This is a genomic window from Labilibaculum sp. K2S, from assembly GCF_030372765.1.
Classification (GTDB): domain Bacteria; phylum Bacteroidota; class Bacteroidia; order Bacteroidales; family Marinifilaceae; genus Labilibaculum.
The window spans coordinates 509,060-525,424 of the sequence record NZ_JAUCMW010000001.1 but is presented as its reverse complement, the minus strand read 5'-3'; the positions used below and the strand labels follow the sequence as shown (position 1 = coordinate 525,424).

Genomic DNA, 16,365 nt, shown 5'->3' with positions numbered 1-16,365 from the left:
AAGTTAAAATGATTCATTTTCAGTACGATCGATCACTTCCTGCTGCAGATCAGCATTCATATCGTTGAAGTAATCGCTGTAACCGGCCATACGTACCAACAGGTCTTTGTAATCTTCCGGACAAGCCTGAGCGGCCAGCAAAGTTGCTGAATCAACAATATTAAATTGAATGTGGTGACCTCCCAATGAAAAGTAGCTTCGGATTAGCTTGCTCAGCTTATTAATGTCTTCATCCCTTTTCAGTAAACTTGGAAGAAAACGCTGATTCAATAACGTTCCTCCCGATTTGGTCTGATCAATTTTTGTCAGGGAACGAATCACTGCTGAAGGACCGTTAACATCGCTGCCATGCGAAGGTGAAGTTCCATCCGAAATAGACTTTCCGGCTAACCGCCCGTTAGGAGTTGCTCCCATTACCTTGCCAAAATATACATGACAGGTAGTTGACAGCATATTCAGATGATAAGTTTCTCCTTTAGTATTTGGCTTACCGTCAATAGCTTCCAACAAATCGTTGTAAACACGCACTGCAATGCTATCAGCGTATTCATCGTCATTTCCAAAAAAGGGTGTTTTATTGAGTATGGTTTGACGTAGAATTTCTTCCCCATCGAAATTTTTAGCAACAGCTCCCAAAATTGAATCCATTGTAAAATCTTTCGACTCAAACACATGTTTTTTCAGTGTTGCCAAACTATCGGTAATGGTTCCTAAACCAGTACATTGAATATAGTTTGTGTTGTATCGTGGTCCGGCATTGTAATAATCGCGGCCTTTGGCAATGCAATCGTCCATTAAGACTGATAATAATGGTGCCGGTGCATATTTAGCAAACATACGGTCGATATAATTACTTACCCTGACTTTCTGATCAATCACAAAATTCAGCTGTTTCAAAAATGCTTCGTACAATTCTTCGAAGCTTTTAAAATTACGGGGATCACCAGTTTGAATTCCAGCCATTTTACCGGTTACGGGATTAATTCCGTTATTTAAGGTTATCTCTAAAACTTTCGGAACATTCAGATACCCAGTTAAAACATAGGCTTCTTTCCCAAAAGCTCCTACTTCGATACAACCGCTGCAACCACCTTCGCGCGCATCTTCCAATGACTTACCTTGACGAAGCAATTCCATGACATACACATCGGAATTGAAAACAGAAGGATAACCGTGTCCCTGACGAATCACCTTACACCCCTCTTTTAAAAACCGATCAGGAGTACGCGTACTAATATGAATGGAACTTCCCGGCTGTAAAATATGCAGGTCTTCAATAATCTCCAGTATCAGATAAGAAACCTCACTAACACCATCGGAACCGTCTCTGCGAACTCCTCCAATATTGATGTTTGTAAAATCGTTATAGGTTCCGCTTTCGCGTGCTGTAATTCCCACTTTGGGTGGTGCAGGATGATTGTTTACTTTAATCCAGAAACAACTCAATAATTCCTTTGCCTCCTCTCGGGATAAGTCTCCGCTTTCAATTCCTTTATTGTAGAAAGGTTCCAAATGCTGATCAAAATGTCCGGGATTCATAGCATCCCAGCCATTCAGCTCGGTGATGGTTCCAAGATGCATGAACCAATACATTTGGATGGCTTCGTGAAAATTCCGGGGTGCATGAGCCGGTACCCAACGACATACTTCAGAAATCTTTTTCAGCTCGGCAAGTCTTTGCGGATCTTTTTCTGTTTTAGCCTGTTCTTCTGCTAAATCCGCATGACGTTCTGCAAATACAATCGCAGCATCGCAGGAAATTGCCATGGCTTTCAGTTCTTCCAGCTTATCTGTGGCCTCCTCATCATTCATAAAATCCAAACGGTCGATGTGAGCCTGAATGTCTTTTTTAAAATCAAGCAACCCTTTTTGGTAAATCTTGCCATCTAAGGTCGTGTGACCGGGAGCCCGTTGCTCCATAAATTCGGTAAACAAACCAGCCTCGTAAGCCGCACTCCACTCTTGAGGCACATAGTTGAAAATACGTTCGCGCATGGTTCGGCCTTCCCAGTATGGAATTACCTCGCGCGCATAAGTATCAATATCTTCCTGCGATATGGTATAACGCTGCAAATCGCGGGTATTCAACACATTTAAATCGTCAACACTATGGCAGGTCAACTCAGGAAAAGTAGGTACGCATTTTGGTGATGGCCCACGTTCCCCCACGATCAACTCACCTTCACCCAGATAAATTGTTTTCTTTTTACAAATTTCCATGAAGGTTAATGCCCGCATCATTGGAATGGAATATTTGCCATTGTTTTCTTTGTAAAAATCGGTTTCGATCAAAGCTCTTTCGATATCAAGCGAAGGCGCTGTGTCGACACTAATTTTGCGTAAATTCTGAATACGTTCGGTCATCGCTGCATAAGAATCCGAAGAATGGGTATTGCTGTAATTGCTTTCTGAACGAGGCGCACGCTCAGGAGTTTTATTTAGATTATTTGAATTCATCTGTTATTAATTTTTGGGTTCAAAAACTAAAGTTGGGTACTAATAAATCTTTATCTACGAACCAATCCGTAAATAAATAAAAAGTGTAAATGTAGTGTGTGAGGAATTTACCTGTTTCGAATATTGAAACAAGTAATATCAATTAAATTGTCCGATTGTAGTACATCAGGCAATTGAATAGACGACGATACGAATGTGTTAAAGTTTGAAGAATAATCATTTGGTCTATTTTCTAAAATCAAAAGTATTAATTTTTTAGTCAACTGATTCATTTCCTCCGTATATTTTTTTTAAATAAGATCCTTCACCATCCAAAACACGAGTACAAAGAAAGCCGTAACATATTTTATATCACGGCCATTACCTTTGTATCATAAGAATCAATTACAGATCATTATGTGTAGTTTTTATCTTTTTCTTACATTTCCAGATTTATGGATTTGTATCTGATTATTGTTGAAAATCATTATTCTGTTGCATCATAAATATTTAAAAATTAATCCGTTTCGAAGAAATAGCACTAACAAAACAATAACTACGCAGAACCAGCCATGGCTTCTATTGCAAAGATTTGTTTAATTTATTCTGAGACTGTTGCATATTTAGAGGAGAACGTCTTAATTTTATTCTTCAGGAATGATTAGCGATCGTAATAAATTTTCCAATTCCTTTGTATCCAATGGTTTTTGCAAATAGCCATCAAATAGTTCCTCTCTTTCTATATTCTTTATTTCATGTTGATTGAAAGAAGATAATGCAACTATTTTAACTCCATTGGAATTCTGTTTTCTTATTGCTTTGGTAATTTCAACACCACTTATATCCGGCAGGTTAATATCCATAAATATCAAATTATAATTGCCTGCTAAAGCCTTTTGAAGGCCTTCTTTTCCAGATGTTACAATATCCCAAACCAAACCGTACTGGCTTAATAATAAATTACAGCTTTTAATATGAATGGGGTTATCTTCGATATATAAAGTTTTTTGTCTGGATAAAAAATCAACCCAATTAAATATTTGTTTTACTTTTTGTTTTTTAATATAAGGGAGCTTTATCCAAAATTTACTTCCCGTGTTCACTGTGCTTTCTACACCAATTTCACCATGATTCAGCTCAATGAGTTCTTTACAAACAACAAGTCCGAGTCCAGTACCTGTTTCATTATTCGTTCCAGTCCTCGAAATTGATTTTATATCAATTTTAAATAGCATTTCAAGGGTTTCTTTATCCATTCCAATTCCTGAGTCGCTAATGGTAATTAGTATTTTCTGATTAACGCGTTTAGTGGTTACTTGAACCTTTCCTCCGTTTTTCGTAAATTTAATGGCATTGTTAATCAAATTTCTCAAAATAGTATTTGTCATTTGCCAATCGGCATAAATGAATACATCCTCCTCTAATCTAACTGTTTCCAGAGTAATGTTCTTTCCCTCTGCTGCGAATCGATAAACAGCAACAGCAGAATCAATTAATTCATTCACATTCATCGATTTAGGATTCGACACCAAGGCCTTTTTTTGGCTTCTGGCCCAAACCAATAAATCGTCAAGTAAATTATAAGTGTTTTGTGCTGATTCGCTTATTGCTGAAATAATTTCTTCATCGAGATCAATTTCATCATTTTTAACCGCCTTTAATATATTGGAAATACTTCCTACCGGTCCCTTTAAATCATGCGCTATTATTGAAAAAAACTTATCTTTTGCTACATTACTTTGGCGCAATTCTTTTTCTGATTCTTTTAAGCTAGCTACGGCCTTTTCTTTTGCATTACTTTCCTTATCCAGTTGAATATTGGTATTGTATAATTCATCGTTACTTGCATGCAATTCTTCATTAGCAGCTTCCAGTTCTTCTGTGCGTTGCTTGACCTTTTCTTCCAGAGTGCGGTATAAACGGGCATTGACCAGTGAAATAGCCATTTGTGACGATAACAGTGTTATCGTTTCCTGTCTTTCTTCTGTAAAAATATTTTCAAGTTCGGAGTGTTCAAGATAAATAACTGCCACGATTTCCGATTGATTTAAAATAGGTAAAACCAATGTAGACTTAGGCTTTTTCTGAAGAATATAAGGATCTCTAATCTCTGATTTTAGCTTATCAGAGGTTATACCTGTTTTAGTTCTTATTACATAATTTATTAAATCAATTGAAAGTATATTTGGATTTAATTCAATCCCTTTTAAAATACTCTCACCTCCCTGAGTGTCCAGAAATGCTTCAATTTTCCATCCATCATCTTTCAAAATCAAATAACATTTTTTCGCTGCTGACACTTCAATTAGTATATGCAGCATTTTCTTTAAAAGCACATCTATTTGTGTTTCCTGAGCCAAAATATTTTGGGCTTTTATGATATTGAGTAAGTCGATGTTTGCTGATTGAAGTTTACGCTTAATTTGAGGATGACTGGTTTCAATAGCATTAATCTTTGAGTTTGCTCCCCATTGCCGGTAAGTTTTATAAGCCATTTCGAGTAAAACATTGGCTAACTCATAATTTTTTTGTTCAAACCAAAACTCAGCTAATAATTCTTGAGACAAAGCCAAATCATGAGTGAATTGGTTCGTACGGGCGGTTTGAATTGCGCGCACATAGTAACTTATGGCTTCAGATTTGTCTTCAGAGTATCGTAATCTTTCGGCCATCACTAAATAATATTTCTGTAACCAATTTTCTGGAATTTGGTCGGACCATATTCTAAGTTGTTCAGTGTAAATCGTAAGCTCGTTTTCTATCTCTTTGTTGTTTGTATAAAACCGGCAATAGCATAACGCTGCATAAAAGAAATGATTTGACGTGGAAATAAAACCGGCAATGGATGTTATTAATTCTTTTGATTTTACTGAATACTCATAGGCCAATTTATAATGTTTATGGAGGTATAAGTACTGTGTTTTGTAGATATACAAAAAGCAACGCCCCATTGTATTACTTTCATTATCCTTAAGGTATTGGGTCTCGTTAAAACCATTAATTTCAAATGTATTTGTTGATGCGTTTTCCGACATCATAGAAAGTACAAATTGTTCAAAAACCGAATAGGGTCCAAATGCATGGAAATTGGCTGTTTTTCGGGAATAATCCAATCCTTTTCTAATGTCAACCAATACCTCTTTCAATTCGTCCCCTCTTTCAAACAAGCAGAGTATCGTATTTACAAATATAAAACCCGACATTTGAATATCTCCGCCCTGACGAAGCAGATAAAATGCTTCTCTGGCAATTTCAAGACTTTTATTGTCTTGTAACGGCTTTAGCCAATGCCAGCAAAATAATATGAAAAGATGCTTCGCATTACCCGATGAGCGTTTGTTGTTCCCCGAAATCTTTATCGCAAATTCCGAATAATCATAACCTGTAATGTAATTATTTTCAATCAAAATATAGGGTGCGCTTGCTATCGAAAAAGGGTATCCCATAGAGGAGTAAACTCCATTTTTAAGCGCTAAACGAATGGTTTCAAATATCAACAAGCTTGATACAAGAGGCGAAAAGAAAAAAGATCCTGGTAAAATGGATGAAATCAGTTCGCAAATAAACTCCATCTCTCTTGGATTCTTTTGAGGAATGTACTTCAAGTCAGAAATGGTATTTATTCCCTGTTCCTTAAATTGTTGACGTATTTGATTTAATTCTTCTTTTAATTCCTTTATATCAGGCGACATGTTAATTTCGATTCCTAACTTCTTGAGAATTGAAAGTCCAAAAGAAGTAGCAAGCTCATATTTACCAAGCATACTGCCCTGCGAAACCTTGGTTACATAATTATCCTTCAGGGCAAATAGATCATCGTAATTGAGCAGTTCCTTTTCAAAAAACTCGTCGGCTTCCTGATATTTACCATTCAAGTGTAAAGCTACATGGTATTCGCTTAAACATTTATACCGTATTTGTTCAGATGTATTCGAACTTAACAAACTTTTTGATTTTTCAATATAGTCAAGGAATTCATGATAAGCCGTTATTTCTTTGCTTTGCTGCGCCGCCGCAAAATAGATTTGAAAGTATTTTTCAGGCTCTCTAAGAACATACTCAAAACCTTTGTTCAAATGTGAAACCAGGTTGAAAAGGTCGTTTGTACTTTTATATAAATCATTTTTAATTAGAATACAGGCAATATTGTAGTGAATTCCAGGGAGCTCCGACTCTTCATTCATTTGATAACATGCCTGTTGTATCTTATCGTGAGCAAACCTTATATTGTTTTTCTCCTCGATTAAAAGCCGGTCTTTAATCGGCTTATTCAGGATATGTCTGATCACTTCTTTTTTTCTATCCAGAATAAACTCCAAAATTGGATATTCAGCATTGTGCCCAATGGCACCAATCATTTTTAAAATATTGATTATTTCAGTACCTAGCATCTTCAAGCTTTGCTGCATAAAAAACACAACATTCTCTGAAACATCTAATTCTGAAATCCGTTTGATATCAGCTTGCCATAGATGCTTTTCGGATAGGTATCTGAGTAGTTGCTTTTCATGAATATTTCGAATAAACTGATGAACAAAAAACGAATTACCCAATGTTTTTTTGTGAATTAGTTTTGCCAGTTCTTCGACATTTTCGATTCGACTGTCAATCAGCAAACTAACAATATCAGCTAGTTTAAGATCATTAAGTTTGAGGTGATGAATACTTTTACTCAATGGTTTTATTTCATCCATAAAATTGTGAAAAGGATGATGAAAATCAACTTCATTGTCGCGATATGCCAAACCGATAAACAAATATTGGATTTCATTTTTAATAATCGCCTTTAATATATTTAACGAAACCAAATCGGTCCATTGCAGATCATCCAGAAACAATACCAACGGATTTTCTTTAGAAGCAATAAGTTTTAGAAAATTTAAAAATGTATAGATAAAGCGGTTTTCAGCTTCAGTTCCTACCAAGTTACTGGCTTTTTCTTGCTTGCCAACAATCACTTCAAGTCTGGGAAATACAGCAGTTAGAATTCCTCCGTCTTCTCCAATCTTCTCATGAAATTTTCGAACAAATTGCTCATGCTCTTCTTTTTTTGATAGCAACAATTTATCAAAATAGCAGTTAAATGCTTCAACAAATGCAAAATATGGAATGTTCGTTTTATATTGTTGAAACTTTCCACTGATAAAATTGATAGAGTGATCTAGATCAAACAACTTGATTTCTTGAACCAGAGAAGATTTACCTACTCCCGAAAAACCAGCAAGAATTACTGTACTTAATTTTCCAAGGTATGCCTCATTAATGTTTTGTTTCATTAATTCAATTTCGGATTCCCTGCCATAAATTTTAGGAGAAATTTTAAAATGAATATCAAAATCTTTTTGAGCAATTTCAAAATTTTGTGAAAACACCTCTTTGAGGTCATGAATTATACCTTGATGCGATTTATAACGCTGTTCCGGATTCTTCTCCAAAAGCTTTAATATAATTTCGGATAGATTTTCATTCAATTTAAGGTTTAAACGAACTGGATTTACAGGGGGTTTGGCGATATGCAAAGAATATAGTTCTGAAATATCGTCCGCTTTAAAAGGGAAGCTATCAGTAACCATCTTATACATGAGAATTCCTAAACTATAAAAATCACTTTGAATATTTAAAGGAAGATTTACTCTTCCCGTTAATTCCGGCGAAATAAAAGATGAATCGATGTTTTTATTCAAACCCGTATTGTTTATTTTCTCGCCAATTTTATACAGGTGTTGAAAATTAGTAAGTAAAACGGTATTAGTCGCGTCGATATAAATATCTTCGAGAGAAAGAGCATTATAAGTTATCCCCATTTGATGGATTCGCCCCAGTGTTTTAATTATTTCAATACTTATTTCTATTGTTTTGTTTACTAAAGGAGTATTTTTAATAACATCTGAGATAACAGTGAACGAAGTAATGTCAAAAGAGAGATAACTTTTCCCTTCGGATTCAAAACTTTCAATTTTCGCAATGTTTTTGTTGTATATTTTATGGGCAATAGCACAGGTTTTATTAGCCATTTCAGGATCTAAAAACTCTGTCAACAAGAATTTTCTGTTATTTTTTGAAGCTAAATAAATAAAATAATTATCGTTGTCTTTGAGGGTATTTTGAATCGTAAAACCAAAAATATCTTCCGGCATAAGCTCAAGTTTTAGTTATTGTTCATTATTTTTTAACTGTACGTTAGTTAAATTTATTAGTTGTCCTTTGAAAAATACACCTACTTCAATATTCAGTTATCTTTTCGACTTACTAGCATTATATTTTATATATATCATTCACTAGGTTAAGGGTAAAGTTTTAATGGCTAGTTTTTCTTCTAATGTCCAACGTCTTTTCATACCCTAAATTTAGCTGTTTTAAATCTGAAATTTTACTCCAGTCTTTTTCGGGGCTAAACTAGCTAGTATGATTTAAATATAGCCGATTTTAAGGACATTAATCAATTACCAACAAAAAAGAACCTCAAAAATATGGATGGAGATTCTGAAATTGGTTTTTTAAGGACAGCAAAAAAAAGTTAACAAACAGATAAACTATTCTGCAGTGTAATAGTTTTATGTGAAATATTCAAAGAATATTATAGAAATACTCAAACTTTAATTCATCGCAATTATACTTTACTATAGGAAGATTAAAATATTTATTATATCACTAAATAAATGTGACCAATTCTTTTTTCAACATAACTATGAAGTTAACTTTACTTTATGGGTACCTACAAATTTCTGAAAATCAGATTCTAGCTTTCTACAATAATTGAGAAGCTTTTGCCCGGCTTCAGTTAAATTAGCTACACCACCGCCATTACCTCCTTTGCGACTAATAAGCATAGGAGTATTGAGTTTGCAATTTGTTTTATTGAGCATATTCCACGCATAAGAATACGACATGCCAATATTGTTGACTGCCGCGTTTAATGATCCGGTTTTCTCAATTTCACTTAACAGAAGTATTACCTTGGGATTTATAACAAATCCATCTTCGGTTTCAATTGATAATGCACCCTTTATTAGTAATTCCATTGCCAATTATATTAGTTCATTAGTAGTGGTTAATTCATTACCAAGCCTTAAAAAATTACGTGCTGCCTGCATCGTATTATCCAGTTGTTCCAATTTTAGATAAAAGGCTTTTTCTTTTTCATTAGTGGTTACAATCTTGTTCATTCCTCCATTTTTTATGATTACACGTCGGTCGGCAAGCAAAATAAGTAAAGGATCATGTGTTGCCATAAGCACTATTTTATCTTTATTTACCAGTAGCTGCAATGCTTTTTTCTTATCTACACCGGCATTTTCTATTTCATCTATAAGCACAATGGGAGCTTGACCAATACAGGCGACATCTGCAATCATTAAAGCTCTTGATTGTCCTCCGCTTAGGAATGTTACCGGTGTTTGCGGATCAAAACATTCTCCCGAAAGTTCATTTGCAAGTTCAATTACCTCATCAACTTTTTGCCCGGCATTTTCCAAGAACCTACTTTGAGCATGAAGCATCAAAAAACTATGTACATCCATATCCAGCACAAAATTCATATTCTGGGTTATTTGTGCTATCAGTTTACCTCCAAACTGATTTACAGTATCTTCATCCGAAAGTTTTCCATTGATTAAAACTTTTCGTTTGGTTGGTGTATCTGCATTGGCCAACCATTCAATATCAGCTAACAAGCGACTTTTACCCGCCCCTGTTGGCCCCACAATACAGGTTATTTCACTTGGTTGCAAAAATAAATTACAGAGTTCACTCTTGCCATTTTTATCAACTCCTGCCAGTATTTCGAGCGATTCAATTTTAACAATTTCATCGGCAGAACTCATGCCTTTCACATAATCGACAAACATTTCTATCATTTCGTGATGGGATATGCCGTTCTCTTCCCAATAATCAAAGGGCAGAGTGTCCATTAGTTCCAAAAACGATTTTTGCTCATTTCGAGTATCAATATTGAATGAAGTAAAAAAATCGGAAAATATAGGTTTTTCTTCAATTAACCCGCAGAGCGGTTCGTTTAATAGTTTATTCGTTTCCATGTTCACAACTTAATTTTACGGTTTAATCCTACTTGAAAATCTTCGCCAACCCTGGTTTCTCCAAGACAATACGAACATAGTGCCGCCGGCATTGAAAAACGAAGTTTCAGATTATTTGTACTGTCAATTGTTCTCGACTTTAGTGCTCTGGAGGCTATCTTATCGGCTCCCTGTCCGGTAATACCGTTTATAAACAGTACCGTACATCTAGGGTTAACTTGTTGTATTTTAAATCGAAAGACCTCCCGTTCGGCCTGCGATACCAAATCACTTTTGGTTACCACTACAATATCGGCCAATTTAAGCATGGGACCGGTTTTTACCGGTGTATTAATACCACTTAAATTATCGAGGACACATACTGCAGTTACGTCCTTTAAATGTGGGGCACAACGGTTGCAAAGCCCTGCACTTTCTGTAATTAGAATTGTGAATTTGTTGAGAATTGCCCATTGAAAACATTCTTCAATATTGGATATAAAATAATGGTCGGGACATAAATTACCCGCCAATCCGGTTTTTGCCGTGATGCCGTTTTTTGTGTATTGTTCCTCATCGAGCGAGCTAAGACAATCGAACTTTATTACACCGCAACTTGCTTTTAATTCGGGAATACTTTCTATCATTTTTATAATTACCGATGTTTTCCCAGACGATGGCGGACCCGCTATGGTTATTAGTTTTATCATGATGATATCGTTTTAGTGTTCCAAACTTTCATAAACACGTCCCGCATATCGTTCTTTAATTGTCCAATATCCTGTTTATTTAAAAAATCCCACCCAAGCCACTTGGCTGTTTGTGGAAAATTATGGTGTGAAACTTCCGGATTAATGCTCGGGAAATACCTGCCGGAAAGCATATTCCCGGTATCTTCACTCATGAGAAAATCAAGTAAAAATTTATGCTCTTCAATTTTATCTTTTTTCACCAGTATAAAAACCGGACTAACAATGGCTCCATCCTGTGGCCAGACAATCTCTGCAGTTTTATTCAAAATGCGTTTTGCAAAGAAATAAGGCATAATGTAAACCGCAGCTCCTTCCTTTTTATCTGTCCCGGCAAGTTTAACCATTTCGGCAGGGTGCAAGCCACTCTTAATGTTTTTAGCCAGAGTTTCGATGGCACTGAATCCATTATCTTTAAAAAAAGGCAACATGACAGCGTTACAGAAGAAGTTTTCTTCACCCCGCATGATAATATCATTTTCGAATTCAGGAGCCAGCAGATCACTCCATTTTTCAGGTATTTTGCGGTCACCCAGTTTTAGCTTGTCAACCACCATAATCAACATATTCGAAGTAAACATGGTGAAATTGCCTTCAGGATCGGCATAGCCAATTTTTTCGAGGTATGAGTTCGGTGCATAAGGTGTGTAGGTCCGGAATACACCCTTCTGAATAAAACGTTCCATGAATGGTCTGTGAAAAAAATTATTCACATCCGAAGCCATAATAATATCAGGTAGTTCATTACTATCAGTAATGCCATCGAGTAAAGGATAGTAGGATAATTCATGATTTACGTTTCCTTCTATCAGGTAATTGAGTGAATTAAACGGATCGGGATTTTCTGTAAAAAATGATTCTAAATACTCCTTAAATGGATTTCGCAATCCGCACGGAAGCATTGCTGCAAAATGCAGATTTTGTTGAGCCTGAATTAAACTGGATGGTTGTTGTGTTGCTGCATTGAAAAGTACGTGATTCAGACTCGCTATAAATTGACTTTTTTCAATTTTCTTTGCTGCCAATAAACTGTTCAAACGAGTGTATTTACCAATTTTATTCAAATTTTCAGACTTAAGATAGCTGCCCAATCCATGTTTCTCAAAAACAAGTATAAGTTCGTTACTCATTTCTGCCAGCTGCAATAAATTTTCGTTTCCTGTTATCATACCCACAATAATTAAACAGTAATTAATACTCGTCTTTTGTCGCCAAAACTTGTAAATGCTTCAACAATTTCCATCGGTGTATTGTATAAATCGGTAACCGTATGAGCATGCAAAACATCTTCCGGGTTTCCTTTATGCGATACCGTGCCATTATTAAGCAATACAACTTTGTCGGCATATTGCATGGCTTGTTGGGGAGAATGGGTATTCATAATTACCCCGTATCCATTCTGGGTAAGTAGTCGGGTTAGCTGCATGACACGAACCTGATTACCCATATCAAGATTCGATGTTGGCTCATCCATGGCAATGAATTTTGGTTGTTGCGCCATGGCTCGGGCTATGAGTACCATCTGTTTTTCGCCCCCGCTTATCTTCGAAAAGTTTTTATGCATTAACTTTTCTATGCCAAGCGTTTGAATACAATTCACTGCAATTTCAACATTACTGCTCCGGGGGTTTTCAAATATACTTTTTGAATGGGCATACTGCCCCATAAGCACCACATCGAGTACTGTAAATGGGAATGGTGTTCCATGAGCTTGCGGCACATAACTTATGAATTGGGCAAATTCTTTTGCAGAAAACGCGGTACTATTCATCCCATCGTACAATATTTCTCCTCGCATAGCTGGTAATAAACCTAGAATTGTTTTGAAAAGTGTTGTTTTACCTACACCGTTTTTCCCCAGCAAGCAAGTGAATTTTGCTTTCGGTATCGAAAATGATATATCTTTCAATACTTCTTTTTTACCATATCCGCAGCATATATTTTTGAGTGCTATCATACCTGATTCTTTTTAGACGTTTTCATGAGTATATAAATAAAAAATGGTGCTCCAATCAGACTGGTTGTTATGCCAAGCGGAATTTCCATAGAAGAAACCGTACGACTAAATCCATCAACTATTAACAGAAAAATACCGCCGATAAAAAAGGATGCAGGAAGCAGTACCGAATTTTTTGGACCGATCAGCATTCTTGCAATATGCGGGATTATTAATCCCACCCACCCGATAATTCCACTGATGCTGATGGCCACAGCTGTCATAAGCGTTGCAATGGCAATAACCATTATGCGTATGCGGTTCACTTGTACTCCCATGGTTCTGGCTTCGTCGTCGCCAAAGGAAAGCATATCCAGTTTCCAGCCCGATAAGCTCAGCAGCAATAGTCCCGGCAATGAAACAGCAGCAATAAACCCAAGGTCTTTCATTTCAATTTCCGATAAACTACCCATAAGCCAATATACAATGGAAGGCAGTGCATTATTGGGGTCGGCAACATATTTCAGAATGGAAATGAGTGCTGCAAAAACAGCACTTACAATCATACCCGAGAGGATTAGTGTTAGGCATTTATCGAACTTTTTCCCTGTGGAATGACTGATTGCATACACCGCTGCAACGGCCATAATTCCGAAGATGAAAGAAAATCCTTGTAACAAGAATGAACTAAGTCCCAATAAAATTGCCAGCGAAGCTCCAAAACCGGCACCTGCCGACACGCCCAAAATAGAAGGCGATACCATTGGATTGCGAAACATGCCCTGATAGGTTGCCCCTGTTATAGACAGAGTGCCACCAACCAGAAAGGCAACCAAAATACGTGGCAGACGAATATCGAATAGTACCGTTGTAATTTGCGGAGGTATTTTAATATTGGAATTGAAAAGAGATCGAAACAACAATCCAAAATCGTTCGCCGTAATACTGAAACGTCCTAACATAAGCGAACAGATCCCGATTGTAAGGCTCACTAGTACAAGTAATAGAAAAAATGGTATGTGAGATTTTATCTGCATGTGCTTAGTTAAAAAGAGAGAGATATTCAGCAGGTGTTAACTCATAATTATAAAATAATTTGTAAAACTGAATGATTGAAGTACGGGTATCTGTTTCCGATTGTCCGTAAAATAACTGGCACAACCATATTGCTCCTGGAATACGATTTATTGACGGCGGGTGGTCAAACCATGCAAATGGCTTACCGGGAACCTGATATACATTTCCTTTCTGCACGGCGTGTATACTTTTCCATTTACTATCCTTTGTAATGCTTAAGAAAGCACTTGAATTGCCTTTAAAACTTGCTGTGAAAATATAATCGGGGTTCCACATCAGCACCTGTTCCATATTAACCTGAGCATGTCCGCCTGACGGAATATCAACTTTGGCAGCATTGGGAATATTTAAAAAATCGAATACTTCGGTGTGTTTTGAACCCGATGGGTCGGTCAATAATCCTGTTGTTCCCAAGGTGTAATAAGCAGTTGCTTTTATGGCTGGGGTTACTTTCTTCAATGAGTCAATTTGATAGTACAAGTCATTTAAAAATGAAACATATTTTTTGCTTTCCACCTCTTTGTGAAATAGTTTCCCTAAGAAGATATAGGTCTGATCCAGATTATCAATAGACAAATCAATAAAAACAACCGGGATCGACAGCCGGGCACCTAATTTCAGAACACTTTCCTTATTTTCATTTTTATCGTAAAAACCTGCAAAAATAAGCTGTGGAGCCACAGAAAAAACTTCTTCAATATTCTTTACATCAACTTCGGGTATGGAAGCGTATTGCGACGAAATAAATTGATAATTCTTTTTGCCCGGAAGCATTGCTGCGGCCACCATTTTATCGTTAAGAAGCGGATATAGGAGTATAGAAGTTTTTGAATCGTATGGCAATATCTTCTCTATTTCTTCTGGAATTTCGACTGTTCGGCCTGCCATGTCGATTACTGTTTTGGCAGACAGGTTAAGTGTAAAGCAGATAAAAAGTATTGTTACTATTGGTCTCATAATTCGGCTTTTTTATAGTGATTGTATGCTGTTTCGCTTAATTCTTCTTTTAAATAGGGTAATGGCAATTCTTTAATTTTATTCCATCCGACCCACTGTATTTTAGGATTGCCCGATGTTGGTAATTCTGATGTAATATGCGCTGTTCCCCATTTTTCCATGATGCTTTTTATCTGTGGTGAATAAAGGTGCCTTGCCATTTCAATTCCATGATCACATAAACTATTCTTCATTAAAAAGAAAATACAAACGCATGGGTTTCCATCTTTGGTGGTAATTACTTCCGTTTTTTCGAGCGCGTCGCTGCGAATAAACCGACCTGCAAACTGGTGTACAATATTTATTGGAGCTGAATCACCATTATTTCGGGCCATATTTTTAATGATGTATGAAAAATGCTGTTTGTTCTTTACATTCGATGCATACTGCTCAATCCCCTCCCGACCCACTTTTGTGTACAGATAAAGCATCATATTAAAGCCAAAATGATCACGTTTTGCTTTCCCCATTTGCATAATTGCATTGGCGTATTTTGGCTCCAGAACTGAAATCCATGTTTTAGGTAATTCTTCAGAAAAAGGAATTGTTTTGTCATGGATCATCACCATTTCTTCTACACCAAACGGATGATAATCGTGTTGCGAATCCTGCAATCTGGCTTTGGCAAAAACTCTTCCCGTTTTATCGGAAACAGGGGGATGAGAATAGGAGCCTGTTTTCACAAATTTATCGACAAATCGTTGACTCATAAACGAACTAAAGCCCTTCCCTATAAGTATTTCCGGCAAATCGTCGGGCGAAGTGCAAAGCGATATATAATTCTGAAACTGCTCTATAGAATGTTTAGGGAAAATGTTCAGGTTGAGCTTAATGCCTGATTTTTCAGACTTGCTTTTCATTTCATATACAAACTCGTTTTGCCATAAAAAATTAACAAAACCTGCTATGTTTACATGTCCTGGTTTAATAAGACGTTCACGCATCTGTTGGTAATTGCAGGAATTTTGTTCTTCCCTTTTTATGGATCTTTCCAAACCATATTGCAATATGCTTGCCGGAATATCAAGCATTGTTGCCAAGGATATCAAGCTTGTATCATCCTGTATTTTATGCAGAAATGGATATAAAAACTCCTCACAACCGGGTGTTTGCTGCAAAATCTGTTTTATTTTGGTTTTTATATCAATCATAACAA

At 36.3% G+C, this 16,365-nt stretch carries 10 protein-coding genes; all 10 read right to left on the bottom strand.

Annotation, left to right across the window (positions count from 1 at the left end; all coding sequences use genetic code 11):
* Window positions 1-3: 3 nt before the first annotated feature.
* Window positions 4-2,457: a trans-4-hydroxy-L-proline dehydratase gene (gene hypD, locus QUH73_RS02020; protein ID WP_289528802.1), complete on the bottom strand. Its 2,454-nt coding sequence runs from the start codon at window positions 2,455-2,457 to the stop codon at window positions 4-6.
* A gap of 623 nt (window positions 2,458-3,080) precedes the next feature.
* Window positions 3,081-8,573: an AAA family ATPase gene (locus QUH73_RS02015; protein WP_289528801.1), complete on the bottom strand. Its 5,493-nt coding sequence runs from the start codon at window positions 8,571-8,573 to the stop codon at window positions 3,081-3,083.
* Window positions 8,574-9,122: 549 nt separating this feature from the next.
* Window positions 9,123-9,458, bottom strand: coding sequence for a winged helix-turn-helix domain-containing protein (locus tag QUH73_RS02010; RefSeq protein ID WP_289528799.1), 336 nt, complete (start codon window positions 9,456-9,458; stop codon window positions 9,123-9,125).
* A gap of 6 nt (window positions 9,459-9,464) precedes the next feature.
* Window positions 9,465-10,472, bottom strand: a complete 1,008-nt coding sequence (locus QUH73_RS02005; RefSeq protein ID WP_289528798.1) for an ATP-binding cassette domain-containing protein — start codon at window positions 10,470-10,472, stop codon at window positions 9,465-9,467.
* 2 nt (window positions 10,473-10,474) lie between these two features.
* A complete protein-coding gene (locus tag QUH73_RS02000) occupies window positions 10,475-11,161 on the bottom strand; it encodes a GTP-binding protein (RefSeq protein WP_289528797.1) in 687 nt (228 codons plus the stop codon).
* Window positions 11,158-12,369: an ABC transporter substrate-binding protein gene (locus QUH73_RS01995; protein WP_289528795.1), complete on the bottom strand. Its 1,212-nt coding sequence runs from the start codon at window positions 12,367-12,369 to the stop codon at window positions 11,158-11,160. Before QUH73_RS01995 ends, QUH73_RS02000 begins: the two co-directional genes overlap by 4 nt.
* Window positions 12,370-12,380: 11 nt before the next feature.
* Complete coding sequence (locus QUH73_RS01990) at window positions 12,381-13,157, bottom strand: ABC transporter ATP-binding protein (protein ID WP_289528794.1); 777 nt, start codon at window positions 13,155-13,157, stop codon at window positions 12,381-12,383.
* Window positions 13,154-14,173: a FecCD family ABC transporter permease gene (locus QUH73_RS01985; RefSeq protein WP_289528793.1), complete on the bottom strand. Its 1,020-nt coding sequence runs from the start codon at window positions 14,171-14,173 to the stop codon at window positions 13,154-13,156. Before QUH73_RS01985 ends, QUH73_RS01990 begins: the two co-directional genes overlap by 4 nt.
* Before the next feature lie 4 nt (window positions 14,174-14,177).
* Entirely contained in the window at window positions 14,178-15,170 is a 993-nt protein-coding gene (locus QUH73_RS01980; RefSeq protein ID WP_289528792.1) for an ABC transporter substrate-binding protein, read from the bottom strand.
* Window positions 15,167-16,360 carry an ABC transporter substrate-binding protein gene (locus QUH73_RS01975; RefSeq protein ID WP_289528791.1) on the bottom strand — a complete coding sequence of 398 codons (1,194 nt, stop codon included), beginning with the start codon at window positions 16,358-16,360 and terminating at the stop codon, window positions 15,167-15,169. Before QUH73_RS01975 ends, QUH73_RS01980 begins: the two co-directional genes overlap by 4 nt.
* Window positions 16,361-16,365 lie beyond the last annotated feature (5 nt).

Excerpts from the sequence above, each read along its gene's own strand:
- QUH73_RS02000 (WP_289528797.1), bottom strand. The coding sequence starts at position 11,161 with ATGATAAAACTAATAACCATAGCGGGTCCGCCATCGTCTGGGAAAACA.
- QUH73_RS01995 (WP_289528795.1), bottom strand. The coding sequence starts at position 12,369 with ATGATAACAGGAAACGAAAATTTATTGCAGCTGGCAGAAATGAGTAAC.
- QUH73_RS01990 (WP_289528794.1), bottom strand. The coding sequence starts at position 13,157 with ATGATAGCACTCAAAAATATATGCTGCGGATATGGTAAAAAAGAAGTA.
- QUH73_RS01980 (WP_289528792.1), bottom strand. The coding sequence starts at position 15,170 with ATGAGACCAATAGTAACAATACTTTTTATCTGCTTTACACTTAACCTG.
- QUH73_RS02015 (WP_289528801.1), bottom strand. The coding sequence starts at position 8,573 with ATGCCGGAAGATATTTTTGGTTTTACGATTCAAAATACCCTCAAAGAC.
- QUH73_RS02010 (WP_289528799.1), bottom strand. The coding sequence starts at position 9,458 with ATGGAATTACTAATAAAGGGTGCATTATCAATTGAAACCGAAGATGGA.
- hypD (WP_289528802.1), bottom strand. The coding sequence starts at position 2,457 with ATGAATTCAAATAATCTAAATAAAACTCCTGAGCGTGCGCCTCGTTCA.
- QUH73_RS02005 (WP_289528798.1), bottom strand. The coding sequence starts at position 10,472 with ATGGAAACGAATAAACTATTAAACGAACCGCTCTGCGGGTTAATTGAA.
- QUH73_RS01985 (WP_289528793.1), bottom strand. The coding sequence starts at position 14,173 with ATGCAGATAAAATCTCACATACCATTTTTTCTATTACTTGTACTAGTG.
- QUH73_RS01975 (WP_289528791.1), bottom strand. The coding sequence starts at position 16,360 with ATGATTGATATAAAAACCAAAATAAAACAGATTTTGCAGCAAACACCC.